We start from the raw sequence: 21,433 nt of genomic DNA on the forward strand, positions 1-21,433 counted from the left end.
TCGTTACTGGAATTCGCTCAGAATCTTTCAGGGGTGTTAGTGGCGTGGTCCCGCTGTCCGTGATCAACATGCCGCCGTCTTTGACGATCACGACGCCTACTCGGAAACCCCGGACGTAGCCATCTAACGAGGACAAAGCTCAACGTAAGCCGAATGTCCATCTTTCTATGCCGTCACTATACGTGTTCCCGCAAATATCCCGTGCCTGCTGCGCCGCAGCCATGATTGGAAGACTTGCTGCCACGATCAAAGCGGCAGAGGTCTTCCCAGAAACCATCGCCGGCGGATGCCGTCATTGTTCATTCTGGGGCCTTGTTCTGCCCTACCCCTTCCTTCATTTCGATTCATTGAATTGCATGTTTGGATTCATCGAAATGGATACGCTTCTCCCGATGCGCATTTTTCAAAATGTGCGGTTGATTGAGGCGCGAGATGCATGCCTTATTTTTGTTTCACCTGAACTATCTGTTGACGCCGACCGCGCTGCAGCATTCTTTCTATATCTTGGAAGGCGTTCTTGGCACTTCCCGCGCCGTTCAAATTCCAGGCCATCCAAGTAGCCAAGAACTAAGAAAAATGTGCCTATTTCGCCTCTCCGAACTTTCTAGATGACTGGAAAAAGAAACAGCAAAACTTAGAAAGTCGATAAGAGGCTCTAGACTGAATCTAATGACCTACGACGATCTCCGCCTCCTCATCGACTACAACTACTGGGCGCGCGACCGGGTGCTCGACGCCGTAGCTACGATCACGCCCGAGCAATTCATGCGCCCCATGGGCAACAGCTTCAGCTCGGTGCGCGACACCGTCGCGCATATCTGCGCCGCCGAGCGCATTTGGATCACACGTTTGAAGGGCGAAAGGCCGCAGGGACTTCAGAAACCGGACCGCCTTCCAGACGTCGACGCAGCCCGCAAGGAATGGGCCGAACTGGAAGGCGAGATGCGCGAACAACTCGCAAGATTAGGGCCGGAAGCTGTAGAGCGCACGATCGAGTATCAAGACCTTCGGGGTAACGACCAATCGGACACGCTCTGGCAAATGCTGCAGCACGTGGTCAATCACGGCACCTATCATCGCGGACAGATCACCACGATGCTGCGACAGCTGGACGCAGCGCCGCCAAAGTCCATGGATTTGATTGCCTTTTATCGCGAGCGAGATCGGAAGTCCTGACCGGGTAAGCACAGGGCTCCCCCAAACGTACGCCCGGTACGCCGCGCTCTTCGCTTCGCGAACTGCTAAGAATTGGCTCCCCGCGCCACACGCAACAAAGTTAATAACCGGCTCTAGCGAACAGATTGATAAGCGCAATTGACCTCTGAATGCGATTAGGGCCCGTCAATACTGCCCAGGCCCTGGCTAACCGAAGTTACTGTCCTTCGTAGCGAAAGCGGATGCTGCGGTCTTTGAGTACGGTCGCGCGGTTGCGGCTGTAGTCTTGCCCGTTTCTTTCCAAAGGATATGCCTGTCCATCTGTCAGGCCTTTCCAAAGTATCCGATTGAAGAGGACAGGCGGAACGCGATCCTCAGTAGACCAGTCAAACCCACGCGTCAGACTTGCCCAATATGCAGCAGAGTGTGCGTCATGAAATTCCGTTCCAAGATCACTTTGCTGACGTTGCGTACCCAGGGATTGTGAAATAGGCGCAGGAGTGATGGCACTGTAGGTCCAATCGGACTGATTGAGATCAAATGCCGCTGTCATTGGCCGCTGATAAGCATCGTTGAGATTGAGATGGCCGATTCCCAGCACGTCCTCCATGGTGCGGATCATATTCACCGTTGAGTAGCGCTCATGAACCACGCCGCTCTGCTTGACATAGGGCCCTGCGACGAAGCCGATACTGCGATGGGCATCGACGTGATCGGGACCGGCCTGTGCGTCGTCTTCGATGATGAAGATCAGTGTTGAGTCTTTGTACGGACTATGAGCGATCCGCTCGATCAGCTTGCCGACTGCGTAATCGTTGTCTGCGGTCTCTCTTTCCGGAGTATTGATGTCATCGATGGCCGTGTCGAAGTTGCCTTCATGGTCATGCATGAATCGGACAAGTTCCAGGCTGGGCAGATCGCCATGAGCAACATATTGGTCGAATTCGCGTTCCCACTCTAACTCGCGCCGGAAATCGGGATACGCGTTGTCGAAGGCGCGAAAGTAGGGATCGGTGCGGCCGACAAGTTGCGGCCTGGTGGGAACGTCAACGATCGTATGGCTTGTAAAGGGATCGGGAACCTCAGGAGTGTTAGGCGGAATGGTAGCTTCGAAACCGTAGTTGCGCAGGGTCAAACCGTGGCGCAATACGGAACTCCAGATATAGCCTTGCTGCTTTTCTCCATCCGGCCCGTCAGGTGCATTGTCGTCGTTCAGCCCAGGGAGCAGATTGGGATCATTCGGATAGTTAGGATTATTGATCTGACGCTCGGCAACTGTGGGCATATCCACATTGATGCCCCGCGGTGAGCCGCGCCCGGCATAGCTCAATGGAACCGTCTTCACATTGATGTCCATCTCGCGCGCTGAGGTGCTCCACGGCCAGCCGTTGCCGCTTACTTCACCGCTGCAATAGAAGTTGTCCAGATCGACGAACTGTTCCGCCAGCCGGTGTTGGTTGGGTGTAATGACCTTTCCGAATTCGGCAAGGCTGGGATCTCCATTGCCGCGATCGAGATCGCCGAGAACCTGATCGTATGTCCGATTTTCTTTCACAATGTAGATGACATGCTTGATGTGTTGACGAAGCGCAGCCATTACGTGTTCGTCCTGTTCGTCCGGCAACGTGTCGAGAAAGTTGTTCTCTGCGACCTGACGGGTAAGCCGCGCCAGTTCCGCCCGATCAGGTACCGGAAGGGCCTGCAGGCCCGCCTTTTCGAGTTGCAGAATGTATTGGTTCGGGATCTGGTGAGCGCGGAATCCATCGGCAGGTTGCGGAGTCCCATCGTACAGCGGATTGGGGCCAGGATTACTCTTGCTGTTGACGTCGTACAGCATTCTCCCGTCACGGCTGATGCTGACCGACTGCGGGTACCAGCCAGTGGGTATCAGGCCAACCACATGGTGCGGCTGCCCCGGCGCGAGCGTGATTACCGCGATCGCATTCATGCCGCCGTTGCTGACGTACAGCGTCTTCTGATCGGGAGACAGTACGAGACTGTTCGACGCTGCACCCGGAAGCTGTTCCTGACGCCGCAACAGGCCGCTGGGCGCCGTGGTGTGGATAGTCTCGACGACTGCGTTCGTTGCCGTGTCGATCACGGAGATCCGGTCACTGTTGTCTGCGGCCGCAAAGAGCCGCGTCTGTGTAGCGTTCAAGACCAGATTATTTGGATTTCCCAGCACCGGAATACGCGCCAGCAGCTTCGGGCTGGCCGACTTCGAAATGTCGACCACATCGATTTCCCGGTCACGCTCGCTCGACACATAGGCGATCCGGCTGCCTTTGATCGCGACACCGAATGGGGATTCGCCGCCGGCAACGCCACTCTTGGAGCGATCAATGATACCGGGGCGCAGATCGAGTTCGCCTACTTTACCACGGCTGGCGAGGTCGATGATCGAGATCGAGTCATTGTAGATGTTGGCGGCGACCAGAGTCTTGCCGTCGTCTGTCACAGCCAGATTTGCGACCGTTGGTTTTTGGCGGATGCCTACACCATGTGCATGGCCAAGCGCCATCGGTGGACCGCTCTCAGCCCAGAGACCGTTGCTTCTGGAGAAGGCATGGATATTGTCGTCGACTCCACCGGAGACATAGAACTGATTACCATCCGGCGAAAAGGCCATGCCAACGAAGGTATTGGGTACCTGGAAAACCTGCTTCTGCTCAAGCGCGCCGTGGCTCAGATCGAAAACAAATACATACTCATTCGAGTCAGCCGCCTCACGAACGCCTTTCGCATTGTTGAGACGGTTGTAGCCACTCGTCAGGATCAGGAGCGTATTACCATCAGGACTAAGGGCTGTCTTGACGGCTTGGCCTGCGGTGTAGTCAGGGAAATCCTTAAGGCCCGGATTGAGCCTCGAGAACCTGGCACCAGCCGGAGCCAGCGGCGTGACGATCTGGCCTGAAGGCACCGCTTGCGGCGCGCCGATGGGATCCTGTGCACCCACTGACGAAGCGAGACATGCGATTAGGATGGCTGGCAGGAATCCGATCCAGATAGGCGATTTCATCAGGTTATTCTCCATATTGAATGTGTCGTGGCATGTGTCCCAAGAGAATCTCGCGGTGCTGATTCGCCGGCGACGCCACTTGATTGTCACTGCCCTAGCAGCCACGTGTTGTGGATCGGCCCGGAACGGTTTGTAGCCATGTTGAGGGAGTTCCAGCGAGAAACGCCGAAACCCCCGGGAAAAAAGTTGCGATTCTGTGCCTCAGATTAGAAGAGAACCTTCAACGACAACTGCACGCGCCGAGGAAAATTCGCCTCAGTTGAACCGATGGTTCCGTAGCCAGACCAGGCGCCAGGCTGGTTGGGATTCAGCACACTGGTGCGAGTAATCGGTGTTTGCGGATTACTCGTGCTGGGAGAACCAAAGATCGGAGTGTTCGTCAAATTAAATGCCTCCGCCTTGAATTGCACATTAACCCCCTCGCTCACAGCAAACTTCTTTTCGACGCCCATGGCCGTCTGCTGCGCCCACGGGTTACGGACCGTCGTCACCGCCGACTTTGCCGTGATCGTTGTGTATTCGGGCAAGGTGGTCCAGCACGAAGCCTGGGAATTATTGAGGTAACTCTCGTAGCTCTTGTGAGAGGACTTGATATCGTACGTACCGCAGTTGTATTGATTTTGATTCGGATAGCTAACCGGAGTCCCGCCGTCGTTCGTGAAAACCCAGTCAAGCTGCCAGCCGCTGATGCCCTCGCCCAAAACCCCATGCGCGCCCGGTGCGATCCAGCCACCACGGCCAATCGGCAAACCATACAGGCCGCTGAAAGCGAAGTCCCATGGCCGATCTGTTCCGTAAATCTGATAATTCGGATTGGCATCCACCAGGCCAGCGGCACCATCGTTCAGGAATCCAGTTGCCGCCATAGCTTTCGACCACGTGAAGGAGCTGAGAAAACTCAGGCCATTGCTCAATACTCCGGTACCTGCAAAACGCTTTTCGGCTTTCAGAAGAAGGCCATTGTAATTGTCATAACCCTGGGAGTTGTCGGTAACAGTCAAGCTTCCGTCATATTGCGGATAGGGGACCATCAGGTATTTGGCCGCGATGGTCGGGTTGGCTCCCAGTGCCAACGTATTAGGAAGCGCGCCATAGAAAGGATTCGGCACCAGTTGGTCCAGATAACTCGGTGTGGCATGACCCTGCTGCCATTGCGCCGGAGTAAGGGCATTCATCTGCTTGGACGTGGGTATGTCGCTAGCGTGAACCCCTAGGTAAGTGGCCTCACCAACAATGTGCGCCGGCAGGGCAACTTGCACGCCGAGCGTGTATTGCTCCACTAGAGGAAGTTTTCGGTTGCGCAGATCGAGACTGAGGCTCTGGCCGACAAGCGTCGCCAGTCCCTGCGAGCTGCCCGGCAGCGCAGCATAGCCGTTCGGGAAAGGCACGCCGTTGTTGAAGCTCGACGCGGGATGGAGCCCGCCATCCGGCGACGAGTTATATTCCGTAGTTTGGCTCCAGGGATTCTCGTTGCCGAGTTCAGTGCCCACAGCCGTGCTCCAGGCCACGCCACCATGCACCACCATGTTCTTGTTGATGCCATAAGAAAAACCGAACTTCGGCAGAACTCGACCGAAGGTGTTCTGGTATGCGGAGAGGCTTCCGCTTTCAAACTGCACTCCGCCGAGAATGGGATTCGCCATCGCGGCGCCATTGGGCAGTTGGTTGCCAGTAGGAAAAGTGATTTGACTGGTGATCGGATTGGTGCAGGTAAAGCACATGCCTGCCAGCAGGTGATCGTGCCTTTCCCGTGGAGATGTTTCCGTTTCCCAGCGTAAACCCACGTTAAAGGTCAGGTTGCTCTTAACCTTCCAATCGTCCTGGATATAGGCGGCGTAGTAGTTGTAAGACTCGTATGGAGCGGTCTGGTACTGAACGCTGCCCGAGCCCGGATAGCCCAAAAGCAAATCGGCGAGCACCGAACCATCACTCTTAGCCTGGAAGGGATTCTGCTGAGTAAAGCCGGTAGTAAAGCTGAACGCGCCGTTGGGCTGCCCAAGGCCTGCATTCACGTCATGAAAAAGCATGAACTCCGTGCCGTAGTGCAGATTGTGCTTCCGAAGAACCTGCAGGATCGACGGGCTGAGGTCGTATGTCTCGTACATCGTTGGATCGCCCTCGTTGCCAATCATGTTGGGGTACCCGTCCCCCAGGTCGACCACCGGCGCCCATTGGCGCGAGGTAGTCGGAATCTGTGGCATCGTGAGACCCAGGTCGGCGGCAGTGAGGGTGCTGATGCCCGCGGCCACGTTGCCCGACGGGTCGTGGGCCCACATTCGATTGAAGGATGCCCGGATATCGCCGATGCGTCGTGGGCTGAAGGTGTGTGTTAAATCGACTACCTGAGTCAGACTGGAACGATAGCTGTCAGTTCCTCCCTCAGCGGCAGCGCCAGGCAGACCGTTGGAGTTGCGCGTGGTCAGGCCAGCCCACCATGCAAAGATGCCATAGATCCGTGTCGCGTCGCTGAGGTCGTAGTCAACCCGTGCGATCGGCATGTTATAGGCATAGGGAGTGCTGGTATTGAAGACGTAATTATTGACATATCCACTGCGATTGGGCGCTGGAAACAGGTCCATCATCTTCACGCCTATAGCGCTGACCCGCGAGGCGGGAATCGTGTCATTCGCAAACAGGGAGCGAGTGTACGTATTGCATCCACCAGAGGTGGTTGGAGCCGCGCAGGTTGTTGTCTCAGGATCGTAGATGCCGGTTTTGTGAACCGCGTCCAGATATCCGGTTAGATTGACATTGCCCAATGCGTCGGGATACATATCTGCGGTAGGGACAGTGGTGATGATCCCATCGGGCAGCACCTCGCGCCACCCTTCGTAACTGAAGAAGAAGTAGCCATTTTTCTTAAGAAACGGCCCGCCAATCGTGCCGCCAAACTGGTGTTGATTGTGATACTCCTTGGGGGTGCCTTGCTGGTCGAGCTCATAGCTGTTGGCTTCCATGATGGAGTTCTCCCAAAAGTCGTACAGCGTGCCGTGGAACTTAGGACTGCCGCTCTTGAGAATGGTGTTCATGATGCCCGCGCCGGCACGCCCATATTGCGCGTCGAACGTGGTCGTCATCACCTTGAACTCCTGGATCGCGTCGATGCTGGGAGCGATATTCCACGTGCCCGCCGCCGATCCGCCTTGTTCTGTGATCGGGGCGCCATTCAGCAGGAACTGATTAAAGGTACCTGGCTGCCCACTGATGGAGTAGGCATTGGTTTCATCCCAACCTCGCGTCCCGGAATTGCTGGTTGCGCCAAAAGTTGTCGTCGTGAACTTCACCCCCGGCGTCAGCGACAGGAGCATGTAAGCCTGCCGACCATTCAGGGGAAGGTTTTGCACCTTCTCCGGATCCATGACGGTGCCACCCGACGCATCAGCCGTATTCATGCCGACCTCATCCGCCTGCACAGTAACAGTCTCTGCGACTGAACCCACCTGAAGAGCAAAGTTGAGGTTAATTTTGCTGGAAACGTCGATGACGACATCCCGCTGAACCTCTTTCCCGAACCCCGGGGCTTCTGCGGAAACTACATAGGTGCCGGGTTGCACGAACGGGAGAATATAGTCTCCATCCGCCAAACTCCTGGCCGTATAGGTCTGTTGCGGACCAACCGCGGTGATGATCGCCTGGGAGATGATGGCGCCCCTGGGGTCCTTTACCTGACCCAGAATCGTACCTCGATATTCCTGCGCGCGGGCGGCTGGGATTGTCAGCAAAACTATGAGTGAAAAGAGCGTGAGAAAGGAAAACGAGAGTAGGCCACCGGACAGACTTCTTCTCGTTGACAGGATGTTCAAGGTTTTTTGGTCGAGCATGGGGATCTGAGACTCCTGTGTGATTGGTCTTTTGTCTGTGCCGCCGGCGAGGAAGCCGCAAGGCGAGTGTGAAGTACCAACACGCCAGATTGTCTCTAACGATGCTTGGTGAAATGCAGTCAATTCGCTGTAATACGCTGGTTAAACGCAATAACATATTTATTTTGTTGCATTTACTTCTCATTAATGCGACAGGACTCAAGCTCCCTTACACTGGATTTAACAATAAGCACTGCCCGTTTAACAGGGCATGAGTCGCAGGAATTGCCAAGGAACCGATCCACACGAGGTTGATTCGAGCGTTGTCCATCGACTTGATTGCCGGAACTCGATCAGCCACAGCATGAGCCACAACCTCGTGCAGAGTGAGATTACTGTTCCTCTCGTCAGGGATTCGCGTAGCGAACTGGTGGAGAGAATCGTTGCTTCGCCTTCGTTTGTAAAATCTCCTCGGCTCTGTGGCTTGCTCACGTATATCTGCACGCTGTCCCTTGAAGGGCGCGCCGACGAGATTAGTGAAATAAATATCGGCGTAGCGGTATTTGCCAGGTCACCAGGTTACGATCCCTCCGTCGACGGCATCGTGCGCTCCCACGCCAGCCGGTTGCGTCAGCGTTTGGAGCAGTATTTCAGCGAGGAAGGCTGCGAAGAGCCGATTCGCCTTTCCATCCCCAAAGGCGCATATCTACCGGTATTTGAGCCATGTATATCGACGGTGGAACCTCCGGTCGACACTTCCGATCAAGTCTCGGCTGAGGAAGACGACATCGCGATCACAGCGAAAGATGTTACGCCTCGGACCACGCCGCCGCATCTTCCTCTGACCATATGGATATTGAGCCTTGCGCTCGTCGTGGCTTGCGGGATGATCGCTTTTCTACTGGTCCATGGCCGTAATGCCGCAGTGCATTCTGCGCCCATTGCCTCACACCCGCTGTGGGGAAGGTTTTTTGGGGCTGATCAGTCTGCCATGGTGGTCTGTTCCGATGCAGGGTTGACCGTCTTGCAGGTGCTATCCGGTCATAGTTTGAAGCTCGAGGACTACCTGGACACAGACTACCGCGCCAGTTTCAGAGCTTCGGCTGGCGTTACCGCCCAGGCTCTGAGAAGCATGGTGGCGGGTCGCTACACGTCCATTGTCAATCTTCAAATTGCCAGCAGGCTTTCCCGACTCCAAGGGATTTATCCAGCTCAGATCCAGATGCGCTATGCTCGCGATCTCCGCGCGAACGACTTCAAGGATAGTTCCGTGATCCTGTTGGGATCGCACCAAACCGACCCATGGGTGGAGCTATTTGAGGCGGGCATGAATTTTACGATGCAGATTGATTCAAATCGAGAGATGGCGTCGGTTCTCAATCGCTCGCCTCTTGGAGACGAACTTTCCCATTACGATTCGAAGGGGGCTGATCCAAAGCAGACGGTATATGCAGTGGTCGCCTTGCGGCACAGTCTTGGAGGCACCAGACCAGTACTGATTCTGGAGGGAACGTCCATGGCCGGGACCGAGGCTGCTGCGGATTTCGTCCTGGAGGATATGCGCCTGTTGCCATTTCTCAACAAGATTCGCAGACCAGATGGCTCGATCCCCTACTTCGAAGTCTTGTTACAGTCGAATAGTCTGGACGGAAATGCATCTCAATCGAAGATTGTCGCTTACCGGACGTCACAGGAGTAAACATCCCCCGACAAGGTCGGCGATATCGCACAAAGCCCGCCTGGGCAATCCGACTTGCTGGGCTTCGAGGAACATCACGGAATTGATGGGCACACCCGGCAGTCTTAACAAGAGCTAGTATCGTTTACCTTGCGACAGTCCACTCGTGATGTTGTGACAGCAAATCTGGCAAATCGGCTCAGGCCTATTCCTGGGTTTGAAGGGTGACGCGACCCGTGTGGATTAGCGGTAAAGCCACATTGAAGGTTGCACCGCCACTTCTGTTGTTCTCGGCCCAAAGCCGACCTCCATGGGCCTCAACAATGGAGCGTGACACCGTCAAGCCTATACCCATGCCTTTTTCTTTTGTCGTCATAAAGGCGTCAAAGATTCGGTTAGGATCATTGACGCCCGGCCCGTTGTCGATCACTTGAACCAACATCCCGTGTGAATCTGTCGTCGCCCGGAGTACGACCACCGGGGCCACTTGTTGTCCCTCCAAGGCCTCGAACGCGTTCACGATCAGATTAATGAAGACTTGCTGGATTTGAATCTGATCGGCATGGACTACAGGCAGAGACTCTTCGAAGCAGCACTCGATAGGCACGTCACGCTTTTTCGGGTCCTCCTGCACAACTCGGACAATTTCATGAAGTATGTCCGGAATGCTGACATCTTTCTTCTCGAATGACTCCTGCTTGAAGAGTGCTCGAATATGTTGCATGGTCTCGTCAGCCGAGCGGGCATCTCGTATAACCCGTTCAATCGACCAATTCGCCTCCATCACATTCGACGGAGCGGCATTCAACCACCTCCTTGCCGCCTGTGCGTTTGCAAGTATCGACATGAGTGGCTGGTTCAGTTCGTGAGCGATCGAGCCTGCGAGTTCGGCGACGGTCGCCAATCGCGACGCCTTTGCGAGTTTGATACGTGTATCGCGAAGATGGTCTTCTGCGCGTTTTCGCTCATCAATATCAATCGAGAGACCATACCACTGAATGATCTTGCCGTACGGACCACGCAATGGTTCTCCCATCGAGTGATGCCACCGGTACTCTCCATCTGCGCGTCGCAAGCGGTTTATTGCGCTGTACGACTCTCCAGCGTTGATCGCTCGGACGAATGCCTTCGCGGTCTGCTCTCTATCATCTGGATGAATGAATCTGTCCCACCCTCGATTGAGAAGTTCATCTAAAGGAACGCCAAAATATTCGAGAACTCTTTGAGAGAGATGAGTTGGTTCCCCGGTCGGTGAGGTTGACCACAGCATTGAGGGAATTGTTTCGATGATGCCAATAAGTTCATGTTCTCGCATCTGAAGAGCGCTTTCTATCTCCTTCAATGCATCGATGTTCGTAAGAGTCCCGTACCACTTAACAACGCTTCCTCCATCCTCACGGAGAGGGAGACTGCGATACAAAAACCAGTGATAGGTTCCATCCGCGCGCCGGCAGCGTAGTTCATGCTCGACGGGCGATCCGGCGGCCAATCCCGCCTGCCAGTTTGCCAATACTCGACCGACGTCGTCGGGATGGATCGCACCGGCCCACCCCCCGCCAATCCCCTGTTCTCTGGAGAACCCCGTGTAGTCCAGCCAACTTTGGCTTATGAAATCGACGGATCCGTCTGGCTCGGCGGTCCCCACATAAGCGGGGATCGCCTCAACGAGAGTCCGAAGCTCTCCCTCGTTGCGCCGGATTCGTTCCTCTGCTTCCTTTGCCTCGGTTATATCGATGACCGCCCCAGCGAACTCGAGGTCATCGGACGCCGTTCCCAATGACCTCGCCAGGATTCGAATATACTTGACGCGATCGTCGGGAAAGAGCAAACGATACTCGCAATCGATGGCGCCACCACTAGTAGAAGCTCGTTCTACGACCTCAAACACGAAATTACGATCCTCAGGGTGAACGCGCTCCATGAACATGTCAAGCGTGACCTTCACCGCCGGATCGTATTCGAAGATGCGGTAGGTTTCATCCGACCAGGCATTCTCTCCGCTGCCGGGCTTCCATCCGAAACTACCTGTATGACTTAGCCTTTCAGCTTCGGCCCAACAGACTTCGCGACGCAGGAGTTCCTGAGTAAGAATCTCGTGCTCTGTCACATCTATGGCATTACCCACGATTCTTTTCAGAATCCCGTCTTCTACAACAGGGACACCGACGCAACGAATATGCCTAACTTCGCCATCAGGTCGCACGATGCGCTTGGTGACATCGCATCCCAAACCTTCAGCAAGCATTCGCTTGATCAGCGACGCCATGAATTCACGATCGTGCGGATGGACACGAGCCAGATACTCGTCAAGGGTGGGCGCGTCTCCTTCCGGATCGAGACCATAGATGCCAAAAAGTTCATCGGACCAGTATTCAAAGGCGCCGGTAGGCTCGAAGACCCAACTGCCAATATGACCCAGGCGTTGTGCTTCGGCTAAATGGAACTGGCTCCTCTGCGACTCATGGATGCTCTTTGTAAGTTGTTCCTCTGCTCTCTTCCGGTCATCAATGTCGATGCTTGAACCATTCCACTTAATAAGGTTTCCAACCCTATCAAATACCGGAGCTTTGAGGTGCGACATCCACCGATAGACACCATCGGCTCTTCGCACTCGTGATGTTTCCTGAAAGGGCTGGCCCTTGGCGAAGGACTCTCGCATATTTTGCACAAAGCCTTCGACGTCATCGGGATGAATACAAGAAGTCCAACCCCATCCCAACAATTTTTCCAGTGGCAAACCGCTGAAATCGAGCCATGTCTGATTAAAGAAATCGAGGTAGCCATCCGGCCGCGCAGTATGAAGAAGCGCGGGAGACGAGTCGACAATTTGACGAAGACTTAGACTCTGATCCTCAATCGAGATTGGGTTGTCATCCGCCATGGTAGAAATGGTACAACGGCGAGAAGGGGCGGTGTCGACGTAATATGGCGGTGGTCCGTATCTTCAACAATTTTCCTGAAATCGCGGCTTAGAACCGGTTGCTGGACTGAGGCCCGTTTACAAGGACGAATGATTTGGATCAGACGACTCGCGCAATCAGCTTACTTCGCCTCATGAGCGCTACCGTCATCCAACTCATTACTACTGCTGCAAGCGATACTGCCAGGCCCTTGACGAATGCCGGCGCCGACCAATGCAGTACCGCGTACTGTATCCAGATAACAAACACGTAATGCGCAAGGTAGATCCCATACGCGTTTGCGCTCAGGCTGTCCGCCCATCGCCAGGGCCGCGCAAAGCGAATCACCAGAGCCATCACAAACAGGCTCGATGCGGCGCACGAAAATGCGAATCCGATCCTCCCACCTGTCGCGATCCCGAATCGAACACACACGATCGTGACCGTGAACATCGCGGCGGAGCGGATGCACCAAAGCCACCATCCACGCGCCAGCTTTCCCGTCCGCGCAAAGAATTCGGTCTCAGTCCCGAACGCACCCAGGCAAACGCCCATTACGAAATAGACAAAGTAGTGCAAAACGCGGCTGGCCTGCACTGCAAATGGTTCCCAGCTCCACCAGGTCAGCGAGCCGAAGCGCATCGACATCGGCGCGTAGACGACTAGCGATATTGTGCCGAGCATCAAGAAGAGGAGCATCGGCCGCTTGCTCACAGCGCACACTCGAATGGCCATTGCCTCTACAGCGCGCGGAATCGCCTTGAAACTGATCACCGCTATGCAGTCGAAGACGAACAGCACCCACAAAAACCACACCGGCCCTGCGGGCCATATGCTCAACGTAAACCACGCGCTGGCATAGCTACTGAGGCGCGGCTCGCCGCCACACTGAAGATATGCCGGGTAATACGCCAGGGGAGCCAGCACGCCTGCGCCGATCACAAACGGAAGACCCAGTCTCAGCAGGCGCCGCCGGATATACATTCCTGCACTGTGGCGCTTCAATCCAGGCCACACGAAGAGTCCGGAGACAAGAAACATCAGGGCCATGAAGAAAATGTCGTTCCAGCCGACCAGCAGGTCGAAGCCAGGCCACTTTACGCTATCGATGATGGGGAATGCTGCCCACGGCAGTGTCGGGCCTGTGAAAGAATACCGAGGCGGCTTGATCGTCATGTAAGCAAGCAAGGTGTGATGGATCACCACCAGCAGCGTCACAAACGCGCGCAGATAGGAAAGCTGAAACAGCCGTTGCGTTGATGGACTTTGCATACAGTTCCGCCTTTCAGACTGAATTTGAAGACACTCCTCCTGTGGCCGCAGAAGGTTACTTCCGCACCGGCACAGAACCTTCCTCACCGCGGCGCCAGCTGCCTCTACGTGTGTGGATGAGAACTCTAGATGAAATCCTTTTTGCGCGCCTGCACGAAGAACGTGATCAGGAGCATTAGCGCAATGAGCGCCAGCTCTGCCACCAAAAGCGCCGTGGCCGTTCCGCTCCATTGCACCGTTGTGCTTCTCATGGTTCCGCCAATCTCCGGCAATCGCACGATTGACCATCCAATGCCGTTCACACCAAGTGCGCCAACCTGCGTGGCCCCTACGGTCCACGGCTGCGACTCGGTCGTTACCGCAACCGTGATCACTAGACATGTAGTCATCAAAATCTCGACGCACATGATCGTCACGAACGGAATCAATCCGTGCGGGAACCCCGGAGCCAGCAGAATCGTCGCCACGATGCCTGCCAGCATCGCACCCCACAACACGAGAAAAATCAGCAAGCCGCCAACAATCTTCGCGGTCGTATACTCCAGGAAACTAATGGGCAGGCTCATCACAAAGGGCAGAGTCTGCTGCCTTCGTTCCACTACTGCCGACATCATCACCATTGCGCCAATCCCGACCAGGATTGTAACCACAACAATGACCCCGAGAACCATCGCAATCGTCGAGCCGTGCATAGCCGCCATCGCTGCCAGGGTCGCTACGCCTCCGATTATCGAAAACAGGATCGGCATGCGGTTCAAATACCAGTCCTTCCGAATCAGCCGCCCCACCATTGTCCAGTTCATTACGGACGTCCTTCCCGCCGGCTCTCAACGCTGGCTACAAAGATTTCTTCCAAGGTCATTGCATCTACCGATTGCACCGCCGCGCCGGCCTCTTTGTAAGCTGTCACCATCGCTGGCTCAAACTGGTCCGTTGTCACCACCGGCAACCGGCTGCTTCCTTCCACATTCACCACGCCGGGCAGCCCGGGCAGCTTCGATTGCGGTGCTAGAACCAGCCTCAGTCTCCGCCATCTGTCGAGGAATGTTTCCTTGTCGGAACACTCCACGATGCGTCCGCGATCGATGAAGGCAATCTGGTCGGAAATCTGCTCGACGTCAAGTGTGTTGTGCGATGAGAAGAGAATCGTGCGTTCCTCATCTGCCAGCACCGCCATCAACTCGCCCAGCACTTCTCGGCGAGCAATCGGGTCGAGCCCCGTCGTCGGCTCGTCCAGCAGCAGCAATTGTGGCCTGCGAGCCAGAGCGAGGACCAGGGCTGCTTTCACCCGTTGTCCATGGGACATCCCCTTGATCCTCTGCTGGGCCTTCAAGTCGAACCGGCGCAAAAGACTGTCGGCGTATACAGAATCCCAGCGCCGATAAATCGACCGCACGAAGTCCATATGCCACCCGAGCGTCGGGCTACCATAGAGCCACATATCCTCTGACACGAAGCCGATCTCGAGCTTGGCCGATGCTTGTTGATCCGGCATCGTGTACCCGAGCGCATGAACCGTGCCTGCATCCTGGTGGACCAATCCCATCAGGATGCGCAGGGTTGTTGACTTGCCTGCCCCATTCGCCCCAACGAACCCCATGATGCATCCCGTCGGGAGCTTCAGATCGATCTGGTCAAGGGTGAAGTGTTTGTATCGCTTTGTAACTCCGGACATCTCGACTGCGAAGTCGATCATGACGCCTCCGTTTCCAGTTGCATGACGGTTGCTCTCAGTCTCTCGGCGATTTCATCCTCTGACAGTCCAAGCAACATCCCAATCCTCACCACCTGGCGCAGATGCTCTTCAAACTCTTCAACATAGAGGCGCTGGCCCAGGTTAGGATCCGGCGCCACGATTGATCCTTTTCCGTGCTGCGTTAGGATTACGCCCTCACGCTCAAGCTCAAGGTAGGCGCGCTTCACGGTGATCACGCTTACCTGCAGCGCGATTGCCAGCGCGCGAATCGAGGGAATCTGTTCGCTGGGCTTCCATTCTCCCGCCGCCACCCTCTGCCGGATTTGCTCCATGATCTGGAGGTACATGGGCCGGCCATCCGTTTGCGAGATGACGATTGATGTCTGCATCTGTGTATACTGAGTATATACGCAATTAGGTAGTGGTCAAGTTTTTATTTTCTGGATCGCCAATGGCGAGCTTCTAGTTCAGGCGTGGAAAAAAATCGAGCGGCGGGTTAGGGAGGGCTCTGGTCTACACCTTATCTCGATGCATTCAATGCTGAAGCCGCGTAGATCCCGCAGAAGTCGGTTGCGATCCAGGGACCTTCCGCAACTTGAACCCTCAACTGTTGTCGACGCAGAAAATCGGGAGACGGTGGCCGCTCATCGTACCCTCTCTAGCCGGTCCCGACTCTTCGGACCTCAGTCGGCGTGTCGGCTATTTTGGGTAGAAGCCTCCTTGCGGGTAGTGTTCGTCACGGCCGTCGCCCAGACGTGATCGCGGATGATTCTCCCTATGCGTTCTCTGCTCGAGGGACATGAACAGCATTACAGCTAAATCCGCGAATTCTCCACAAGATCTTCCGGCGTATCGATGTCAACTTCGCCTCCCTCAAAATCGATTGTGACCATCGCACAATCTGGCTCGCGAAGAATGTATCTCGCTCCTGCGTCTCCCCGCAACCTCAACAGTTTTTCGAATTGGTTCATTGGAAAAATGGCAGGTATTCCGGCAATCCCCGCGTACCGGGACGCAACAATAGCTGGTTCATCCGCTTCCTGATACACCTCGATAAGTCTTCGCAGATGCTCCACCGAGAGCTTAGGCTGATCGCAAACCAGCAGCAGAACAGCCGCAGCCTTCGCGCTGGATTGCTCTACCGTTCGCATTCCCTCATGGATGGAAGAAGCAATTCCCTGCTCCCAATTATGATTCGTCACCACCTGCACGCCGCTCAAATCAACCTCGGACACTATGCTTTCCCTGTGTGCGCCCAATACCACAATCACCGGCTGAGTTCCTGATTCGCAAACCACTCGAATCGTACGGGCAAGCAGCGTCTCGCCCGCCACACGTACTAACTGCTTGGGTTGACCTAGGCGGCGACTCGCTCCCGCGGCCAAAATGATGGCGGGCACTGGCATACAACATCAGTCTAGACCGAATTTAACCCGAAACGTGACGCGCAGATTGGGCTTGACCTGCGGGTTGCATAAGCTGGAGACTGAGATTTCCAGACGAAAGAAACGGTGACGGGAGAGTGCGTGACCAAAACAGCCGCGACAGCAGAGGTGTATTCCGCACATGGCGTCGATAACGTGGACAGAGGTTATGGACTGCACAAAGGCGTGCTCGGGCCCATGGAGACGCTGGCCCAGTCCGTCTCCGCAATGGCCCCCTCAACCTCGCCCTCGCTGACAATTCCTCTCGTCTTCGCGCTGGCTGGCAACGGCACCTGGTTCGTCTATCTGCTCACCACTGCTGCGATGCTCCTGGTTGGCTTCTGCATCAGCCGGTTTGCTCGCATGTCAGCCTCGCCAGGCTCCCTATACACATACACCGCGGACACTCTGCGGCCTTCGTTGGGGGCCGTTGCCGCATGGTCCCTGCTGCTCGCCTACGTCGCTACGGGAGCCTCCGTCGCAGGCGGAGCTCTCTATTACTGCAACTTGCTTTTCAGCCAGTTCTTCTCATGGACCCCTCCGGCGCTGATGACTCTCCTGCTCGTATTTGCATTGACTGGAGCCATCGCTTTCCGAGACGTCAAGCTATCCGCCGAAATGATGCTGTGGATCGAGATCGTTTCTGTAAGCTTGATTGCGATTGTGCTGGCGCTCCTGCTCGCACGCTACGGTCTCCGATTCGATATGAATCAGCTTCGTCTGAAGGGTGTGAGCATATCCGGACTCGGACCGGCGCTCGTGCTTGCCATGTTCAGCTTTGTCGGCTTTGAGTCCGCCACCACGCTCGGTGCAGAGGCTCGCGAACCGCTGAAGACAATTCCCCGGGCAGTAATTCAGTGCGCCATTCTCGCCGGCATCTTCTTCATGCTCTGCGCTTACTCGGAGGTGCTCGGCTTTCACGGCGAAACCGGAAAACTCAGCGACTCGACAAGTCCGCTGCATGTGCTCGCACGCAAGGCCGGCGTATCTCCACTTGGAACGGCAATCGATATCGGCGCATTCGTGAGCATGTTCGCCTGTGTGCTGGCCTGCACCACTGCCGCTGCCCGCGTCATGCTGCGCATGGCCCGCAGCGGGCTGATGCCCGGCATCTTCGGGCGAACACACCCGCGGTTCGGCACACCCGGCGCTGGCGTCGCTCTGACTTGCCTCGTCATGTTCGCCGCAACCGCCGGTCTCGCCTTGAATGGAGTCAGCGGAACAGACATGTACGGCTGGCTCGGCTCCGTCTCCGTCTTCGGATTCCTCACCGCTTACGCTCTTGTCGCTGTCTCTCTGCCATTCGCGCGCCGGGCTCTCGGCCAACACTCGCACACCGTAGTGGTTATAAGCTGGGTCACCGTGCTAGTCATGATAGCTGGCGTCGTTGGAAGCATCTATCCCGTCCCACCGGCTCCGGCCATCTGGTTCCCATACATCTATCTGGCGTATATGGCGCTAGGCATGGCATGGTTCCTGGTTCGGCGCAAAACAATCCACGCACAAAGAGCGATTACCTGAATCACCGAAGCACTTACGGCTGCTCTTCGCGCTCCGGCTGCAAAATCAGCAACAATACGATGGCGATCACAACAAACATGCGGAAAGCCTCCTCCTGCCCATTCCACAAACGCGATTGCCACATGAGAAACCACTCCGCGCCAACCGTCAGAAACGCCACCATCCACATCAGCAAGCCGAGCGTCAGCGCGATCACCGGAATCCGTTTCGCAGCATGGAATTCAGCGGCCGAACCCCGCACTCTGCGCAGCAATGCCATCGCTCCCCACCAGCACAGGATCGCCGTCACAGCCTCCCAGGCGATGACCGAGAGATAGAAGCTCAGGTGCCAGAAAGGCGCGTTGAGCGCCCGCCACATTCCCTTGTTGCCCGGGAATGTTGTATCCATCATCAACACATGGCGAACAAACTGGTAATTCGAATCAAAGTCGGTTGTGTTGTTGAACACAACCAACGAATAAAACAGCGCAATCGCCGACAGCAAAAGTATCTTCGCAGTGCGAATAATCATTGCTTCTTCCTTACCGGGGCAAAAGTCTTGAAATAAGCTGTAAGAGCGTCAAACGTAGCTTCATCATATCCAGCATGCGCAGGCATCTTGGCGCAGGGCTGCACGGACTGCGGATTATAAATGTACTGCTCAAATCGCGCACGATCAGTCGCGGCCCACGCCGCGAGAACAAGCCACGATCGCGACGCTCGTTCACCACCCTCCCCATAAAGCCCATGGCACCGAAAGCAATCCTGGCGCGCGATTTCGTATCCCTGCCAGACCGGCGAGTCCTTTGCCCACTTCCCTTCGGGGAGAATCGCTCCAAACACCACCGACTCCGAACGAAAATCAAGTCGAGTCACTCCGAATGGGATTTGTGCTTCGTCCTGGTGCGACAACACGCGGAACGATGGCTTGAATGTCGGATGTGAGATCAGGTAGGGGCCTAACTCGCCTCCAAACTCCGATGGTGGCCATTGATCCCGCAACCGACCATTGATCTTGAGCACGAGGATAGGATGGTGAGCAGCCAGATAGTCGCTCGGGTAATTGGAACGGTACTTGTCATAACAGATGGCCACGATCAGGTCGGAATGAGAGGCTTGACCGAAGAGCTCAGCCAGCGCACTGAGCGCAACGCCCGAAATCTCTGTCCTGCCCTTGAAATTGCTGTCGTCGGAAACGGTATAGGTCTCCTGAGGAAGCGCCAGCAGATCTTCGTACCGAACATAACGAACCGCTCCTGCGGGCAAACCAGCGAGTTCGCCCCCAATTTCGAGATCGCCCGGCGCGGATCGCTCAGAGCGCAGAAGAGACTGGCCTGCGGAAGAGGCACTTTGAACCGGAAACCAGGCAGCAGGAAGAGACAGCAAGGCTAGCCAAATCAACAGAACTGGAGAAAACATGGCTCATCCTAGCGCGGCCATAGGCGAGTCCCAAAGAAAATTCCTCGCAAAATTTGATCCAGTAGTGAGCCGTGCTACATTCATCTCAAATGACACGGGAAGAACAGCTTGCAGAATTAGGCATAACGCTGCCTGGAATACCCGCGCCCGGAGGAAATTACCTCTCGGCCAAGCGGGTGGGCGCACTTGTATATCTGGCCGGGGTAGTCTCAACCAATCACTCCGGCGTGATGTCCGGAACCATCGGCCTCGACCGCAGCGTCTCGTACGGCTATAGTGCCGCCCGGGCCTGTGCCCTGACCCAGCTTGCCGTACTCAAGCGCGAGTTAGGCTCCCTTGAGGCCGTGGCAGAAGTCATCTCTGTCAACGGCTACGTCAACGCCATCGCGGGCTTTGAAGAGTCGCCCGCCGTCATCAACGGTGCATCCGATTTGCTCGTGCAGGTCTTTGGCGAGGCAGGCAAACACGTTCGCGCCGCTATCGGCGTAAGCGCACTCCCAAGAAACGCGACCGTGGAAATTCAGATGACCGTTCGTGTGGAAGCGCCGTGAGCGAACACACCCTCGCCGCCGAGCCCACCCACTCTGTCTGGGACCGGTCTCTGAAGCCTCGCCTGCGCATCGCACCTGGCGACGAAGTGCACTTTGAGTGCGTCGATGCGAGCGGCGGCCAGGTGCATCCCGGCATGACCGTCGAGGAGTTCGGACAGATTGATCGAACCCGAATCCATGCCCTGACAGGTCCAGTCTGGATCGACGGCGCCACGCCAGGCGACGTGCTGCAAGTCGATGTGCTCGCCACTCAGCATCGAGGATGGGGCTGGTCCAGCGTCATCCCCGGCCTCGGATTTCTGAAAGAGCGCTTCACTGATCCGTATCTTTTCCACTGGCACTTGAACGGAAATGAGACTCTCTCGCTCGTGCCCGCCATACTGCCCGTGCGCCCGTTTCTCGGCGTGATGGGTGTAGCCCGAGCCAAAGACGGTAGATTCCGGACCCATCCTCCAGGCAGCTTCGGTGGCAATCTCGACGTCCGGGAACTCTGCGCCGGCTCGAAGCTCTATCTTCCCGTCTACAACGAAGGCGCGCTCTTCAGTTGCGGAGACGGCCACGCCGCACAAGGGGACGGCGAGGTCTGCATCAACGGCATCGAGTGCCCGCTGGACGTGACCCTGCGATTCAGCATCCACAAGCAACAGCGGCTCGCCGGTCCGCTCGTGGAGTCATCCGAGTCTGTCGCGCCGGATACCCGCGGCGACTCCTGGGTCGTCGTCGAATCAGACAAAGACGTCGTGACTGCGGCACAGCGCGTCACCGGCCGCATGGTCGATCTACTTATGAGGCTCTGGAGCATCCCCGAGGTCCACGCTTACATCCTCTGCAGCGTGGCGCTCAAGCTGCGGCTCAGCCAGGTGGTTAACGAACCGGTCTACACAGTAAGTGGAGCCATCAGCAAGCAGATCCTGCCCGAAATGGAGATGTTTCCAGCCGGATGACAGACTCGAATCCACGGAAGCCACAGGATTGTTTTCTGTATGACAATTCCCGATAGCGAAATTGAGATCGTCGCC

At 56.0% G+C, this 21,433-nt stretch carries 15 protein-coding genes; 5 read left to right on the plus strand and 10 right to left on the minus strand.

The window, feature by feature from the left end:
• Positions 1-669: 669 nt before the first annotated feature.
• Positions 670-1,176, plus strand: a complete 507-nt coding sequence (locus OHL23_RS22500; RefSeq protein ID WP_263354256.1) for a DinB family protein — start codon at positions 670-672, stop codon at positions 1,174-1,176.
• Positions 1,177-1,372: 196 nt separating this feature from the next.
• On the opposite strand, the gene OHL23_RS22505 is transcribed toward OHL23_RS22500, so the two are convergent.
• A complete protein-coding gene (locus OHL23_RS22505; protein ID WP_263354257.1) occupies positions 1,373-4,174 on the minus strand; it encodes a bifunctional YncE family protein/alkaline phosphatase family protein in 2,802 nt (933 codons plus the stop codon).
• Positions 4,175-4,380: 206 nt separating this feature from the next.
• Complete coding sequence (locus OHL23_RS22510; protein WP_263354258.1) at positions 4,381-7,995, minus strand: TonB-dependent receptor; 3,615 nt, start codon at positions 7,993-7,995, stop codon at positions 4,381-4,383.
• A 343-nt stretch (positions 7,996-8,338) separates the two neighbouring features.
• Between OHL23_RS22510 and OHL23_RS22515 the strand changes: the two genes are divergently transcribed.
• Complete coding sequence (locus OHL23_RS22515) at positions 8,339-9,673, plus strand: hypothetical protein (protein WP_263354259.1); 1,335 nt, start codon at positions 8,339-8,341, stop codon at positions 9,671-9,673.
• A 184-nt stretch (positions 9,674-9,857) separates the two neighbouring features.
• Here the strand turns inward: OHL23_RS22515 and OHL23_RS22520 are convergent, their stop codons facing one another.
• The 6 genes from OHL23_RS22520 to OHL23_RS22545 form a co-directional block, all read right to left on the minus strand.
• Positions 9,858-12,533: a PAS domain-containing sensor histidine kinase gene (locus tag OHL23_RS22520; protein WP_263354260.1), complete on the minus strand. Its 2,676-nt coding sequence runs from the start codon at positions 12,531-12,533 to the stop codon at positions 9,858-9,860.
• A 139-nt stretch (positions 12,534-12,672) separates the two neighbouring features.
• Positions 12,673-13,824 (minus strand): acyltransferase family protein, encoded by a 1,152-nt coding sequence (locus OHL23_RS22525; protein ID WP_263354261.1) that lies wholly within the window; start codon positions 13,822-13,824, stop codon positions 12,673-12,675.
• A 125-nt stretch (positions 13,825-13,949) separates the two neighbouring features.
• Complete coding sequence (locus OHL23_RS22530) at positions 13,950-14,627, minus strand: ABC-2 transporter permease (RefSeq protein WP_263354263.1); 678 nt, start codon at positions 14,625-14,627, stop codon at positions 13,950-13,952.
• Entirely contained in the window at positions 14,627-15,520 is an 894-nt protein-coding gene (locus OHL23_RS22535) for an ABC transporter ATP-binding protein (protein WP_263354264.1), read from the minus strand. The genes OHL23_RS22530 and OHL23_RS22535 overlap by 1 nt, the downstream gene beginning before the upstream one ends.
• Positions 15,517-15,909, minus strand: coding sequence for a GntR family transcriptional regulator (locus OHL23_RS22540; protein ID WP_263354265.1), 393 nt, complete (start codon positions 15,907-15,909; stop codon positions 15,517-15,519). Before OHL23_RS22540 ends, OHL23_RS22535 begins: the two co-directional genes overlap by 4 nt.
• A gap of 426 nt (positions 15,910-16,335) precedes the next feature.
• Positions 16,336-16,926, minus strand: a complete 591-nt coding sequence (locus tag OHL23_RS22545) for a nucleotidyltransferase family protein (RefSeq protein WP_263354266.1) — start codon at positions 16,924-16,926, stop codon at positions 16,336-16,338.
• A 120-nt stretch (positions 16,927-17,046) separates the two neighbouring features.
• Between OHL23_RS22545 and OHL23_RS22550 the strand changes: the two genes are divergently transcribed.
• The gene (locus OHL23_RS22550; RefSeq protein ID WP_263354267.1) at positions 17,047-18,465 is read left to right on the plus strand and encodes an APC family permease; all 1,419 of its coding nucleotides are present in this window, start codon (positions 17,047-17,049) and stop codon (positions 18,463-18,465) included.
• A 13-nt stretch (positions 18,466-18,478) separates the two neighbouring features.
• Here the strand turns inward: OHL23_RS22550 and OHL23_RS22555 are convergent, their stop codons facing one another.
• Positions 18,479-18,976, minus strand: coding sequence for a DUF2165 family protein (locus OHL23_RS22555; protein ID WP_263354268.1), 498 nt, complete (start codon positions 18,974-18,976; stop codon positions 18,479-18,481).
• Complete coding sequence (locus OHL23_RS22560; protein WP_263354269.1) at positions 18,973-19,863, minus strand: hypothetical protein; 891 nt, start codon at positions 19,861-19,863, stop codon at positions 18,973-18,975. Before OHL23_RS22560 ends, OHL23_RS22555 begins: the two co-directional genes overlap by 4 nt.
• Positions 19,864-19,934: 71 nt before the next feature.
• On the opposite strand from OHL23_RS22560, the gene OHL23_RS22565 reads away from it, so the two are divergent.
• Both OHL23_RS22565 and OHL23_RS22570 read left to right on the plus strand, forming a co-directional pair.
• The gene (locus tag OHL23_RS22565; protein ID WP_263354270.1) at positions 19,935-20,414 is read left to right on the plus strand and encodes a RidA family protein; all 480 of its coding nucleotides are present in this window, start codon (positions 19,935-19,937) and stop codon (positions 20,412-20,414) included.
• Positions 20,411-21,358, plus strand: a complete 948-nt coding sequence (locus OHL23_RS22570; RefSeq protein ID WP_263354271.1) for an acetamidase/formamidase family protein — start codon at positions 20,411-20,413, stop codon at positions 21,356-21,358. Before OHL23_RS22565 ends, OHL23_RS22570 begins: the two co-directional genes overlap by 4 nt.
• The last annotated feature ends 75 nt before the right edge of the window (positions 21,359-21,433 follow it).

The sequence above is a fragment of the Acidicapsa acidisoli genome (genome assembly GCF_025685625.1).
Classification (GTDB): domain Bacteria; phylum Acidobacteriota; class Terriglobia; order Terriglobales; family Acidobacteriaceae; genus Acidicapsa; species Acidicapsa acidisoli.

Coding starts and splice junctions, on each gene's coding strand:
- OHL23_RS22500 (WP_263354256.1), top strand. CDS start 670: ATGACCTACGACGATCTCCGCCTCCTCATCGACTACAACTACTGGGCG.
- OHL23_RS22505 (WP_263354257.1), bottom strand. CDS start 4,174: ATGAAATCGCCTATCTGGATCGGATTCCTGCCAGCCATCCTAATCGCA.
- OHL23_RS22510 (WP_263354258.1), bottom strand. CDS start 7,995: ATGCTCGACCAAAAAACCTTGAACATCCTGTCAACGAGAAGAAGTCTG.
- OHL23_RS22515 (WP_263354259.1), top strand. CDS start 8,339: ATGAGCCACAACCTCGTGCAGAGTGAGATTACTGTTCCTCTCGTCAGG.
- OHL23_RS22520 (WP_263354260.1), bottom strand. CDS start 12,533: ATGGCGGATGACAACCCAATCTCGATTGAGGATCAGAGTCTAAGTCTT.
- OHL23_RS22525 (WP_263354261.1), bottom strand. CDS start 13,824: ATGCAAAGTCCATCAACGCAACGGCTGTTTCAGCTTTCCTATCTGCGC.
- OHL23_RS22530 (WP_263354263.1), bottom strand. CDS start 14,627: ATGAACTGGACAATGGTGGGGCGGCTGATTCGGAAGGACTGGTATTTG.
- OHL23_RS22535 (WP_263354264.1), bottom strand. CDS start 15,520: ATGATCGACTTCGCAGTCGAGATGTCCGGAGTTACAAAGCGATACAAA.
- OHL23_RS22540 (WP_263354265.1), bottom strand. CDS start 15,909: ATGCAGACATCAATCGTCATCTCGCAAACGGATGGCCGGCCCATGTAC.
- OHL23_RS22545 (WP_263354266.1), bottom strand. CDS start 16,926: ATGCCAGTGCCCGCCATCATTTTGGCCGCGGGAGCGAGTCGCCGCCTA.
- OHL23_RS22555 (WP_263354268.1), bottom strand. CDS start 18,976: ATGATTATTCGCACTGCGAAGATACTTTTGCTGTCGGCGATTGCGCTG.
- OHL23_RS22560 (WP_263354269.1), bottom strand. CDS start 19,863: ATGTTTTCTCCAGTTCTGTTGATTTGGCTAGCCTTGCTGTCTCTTCCT.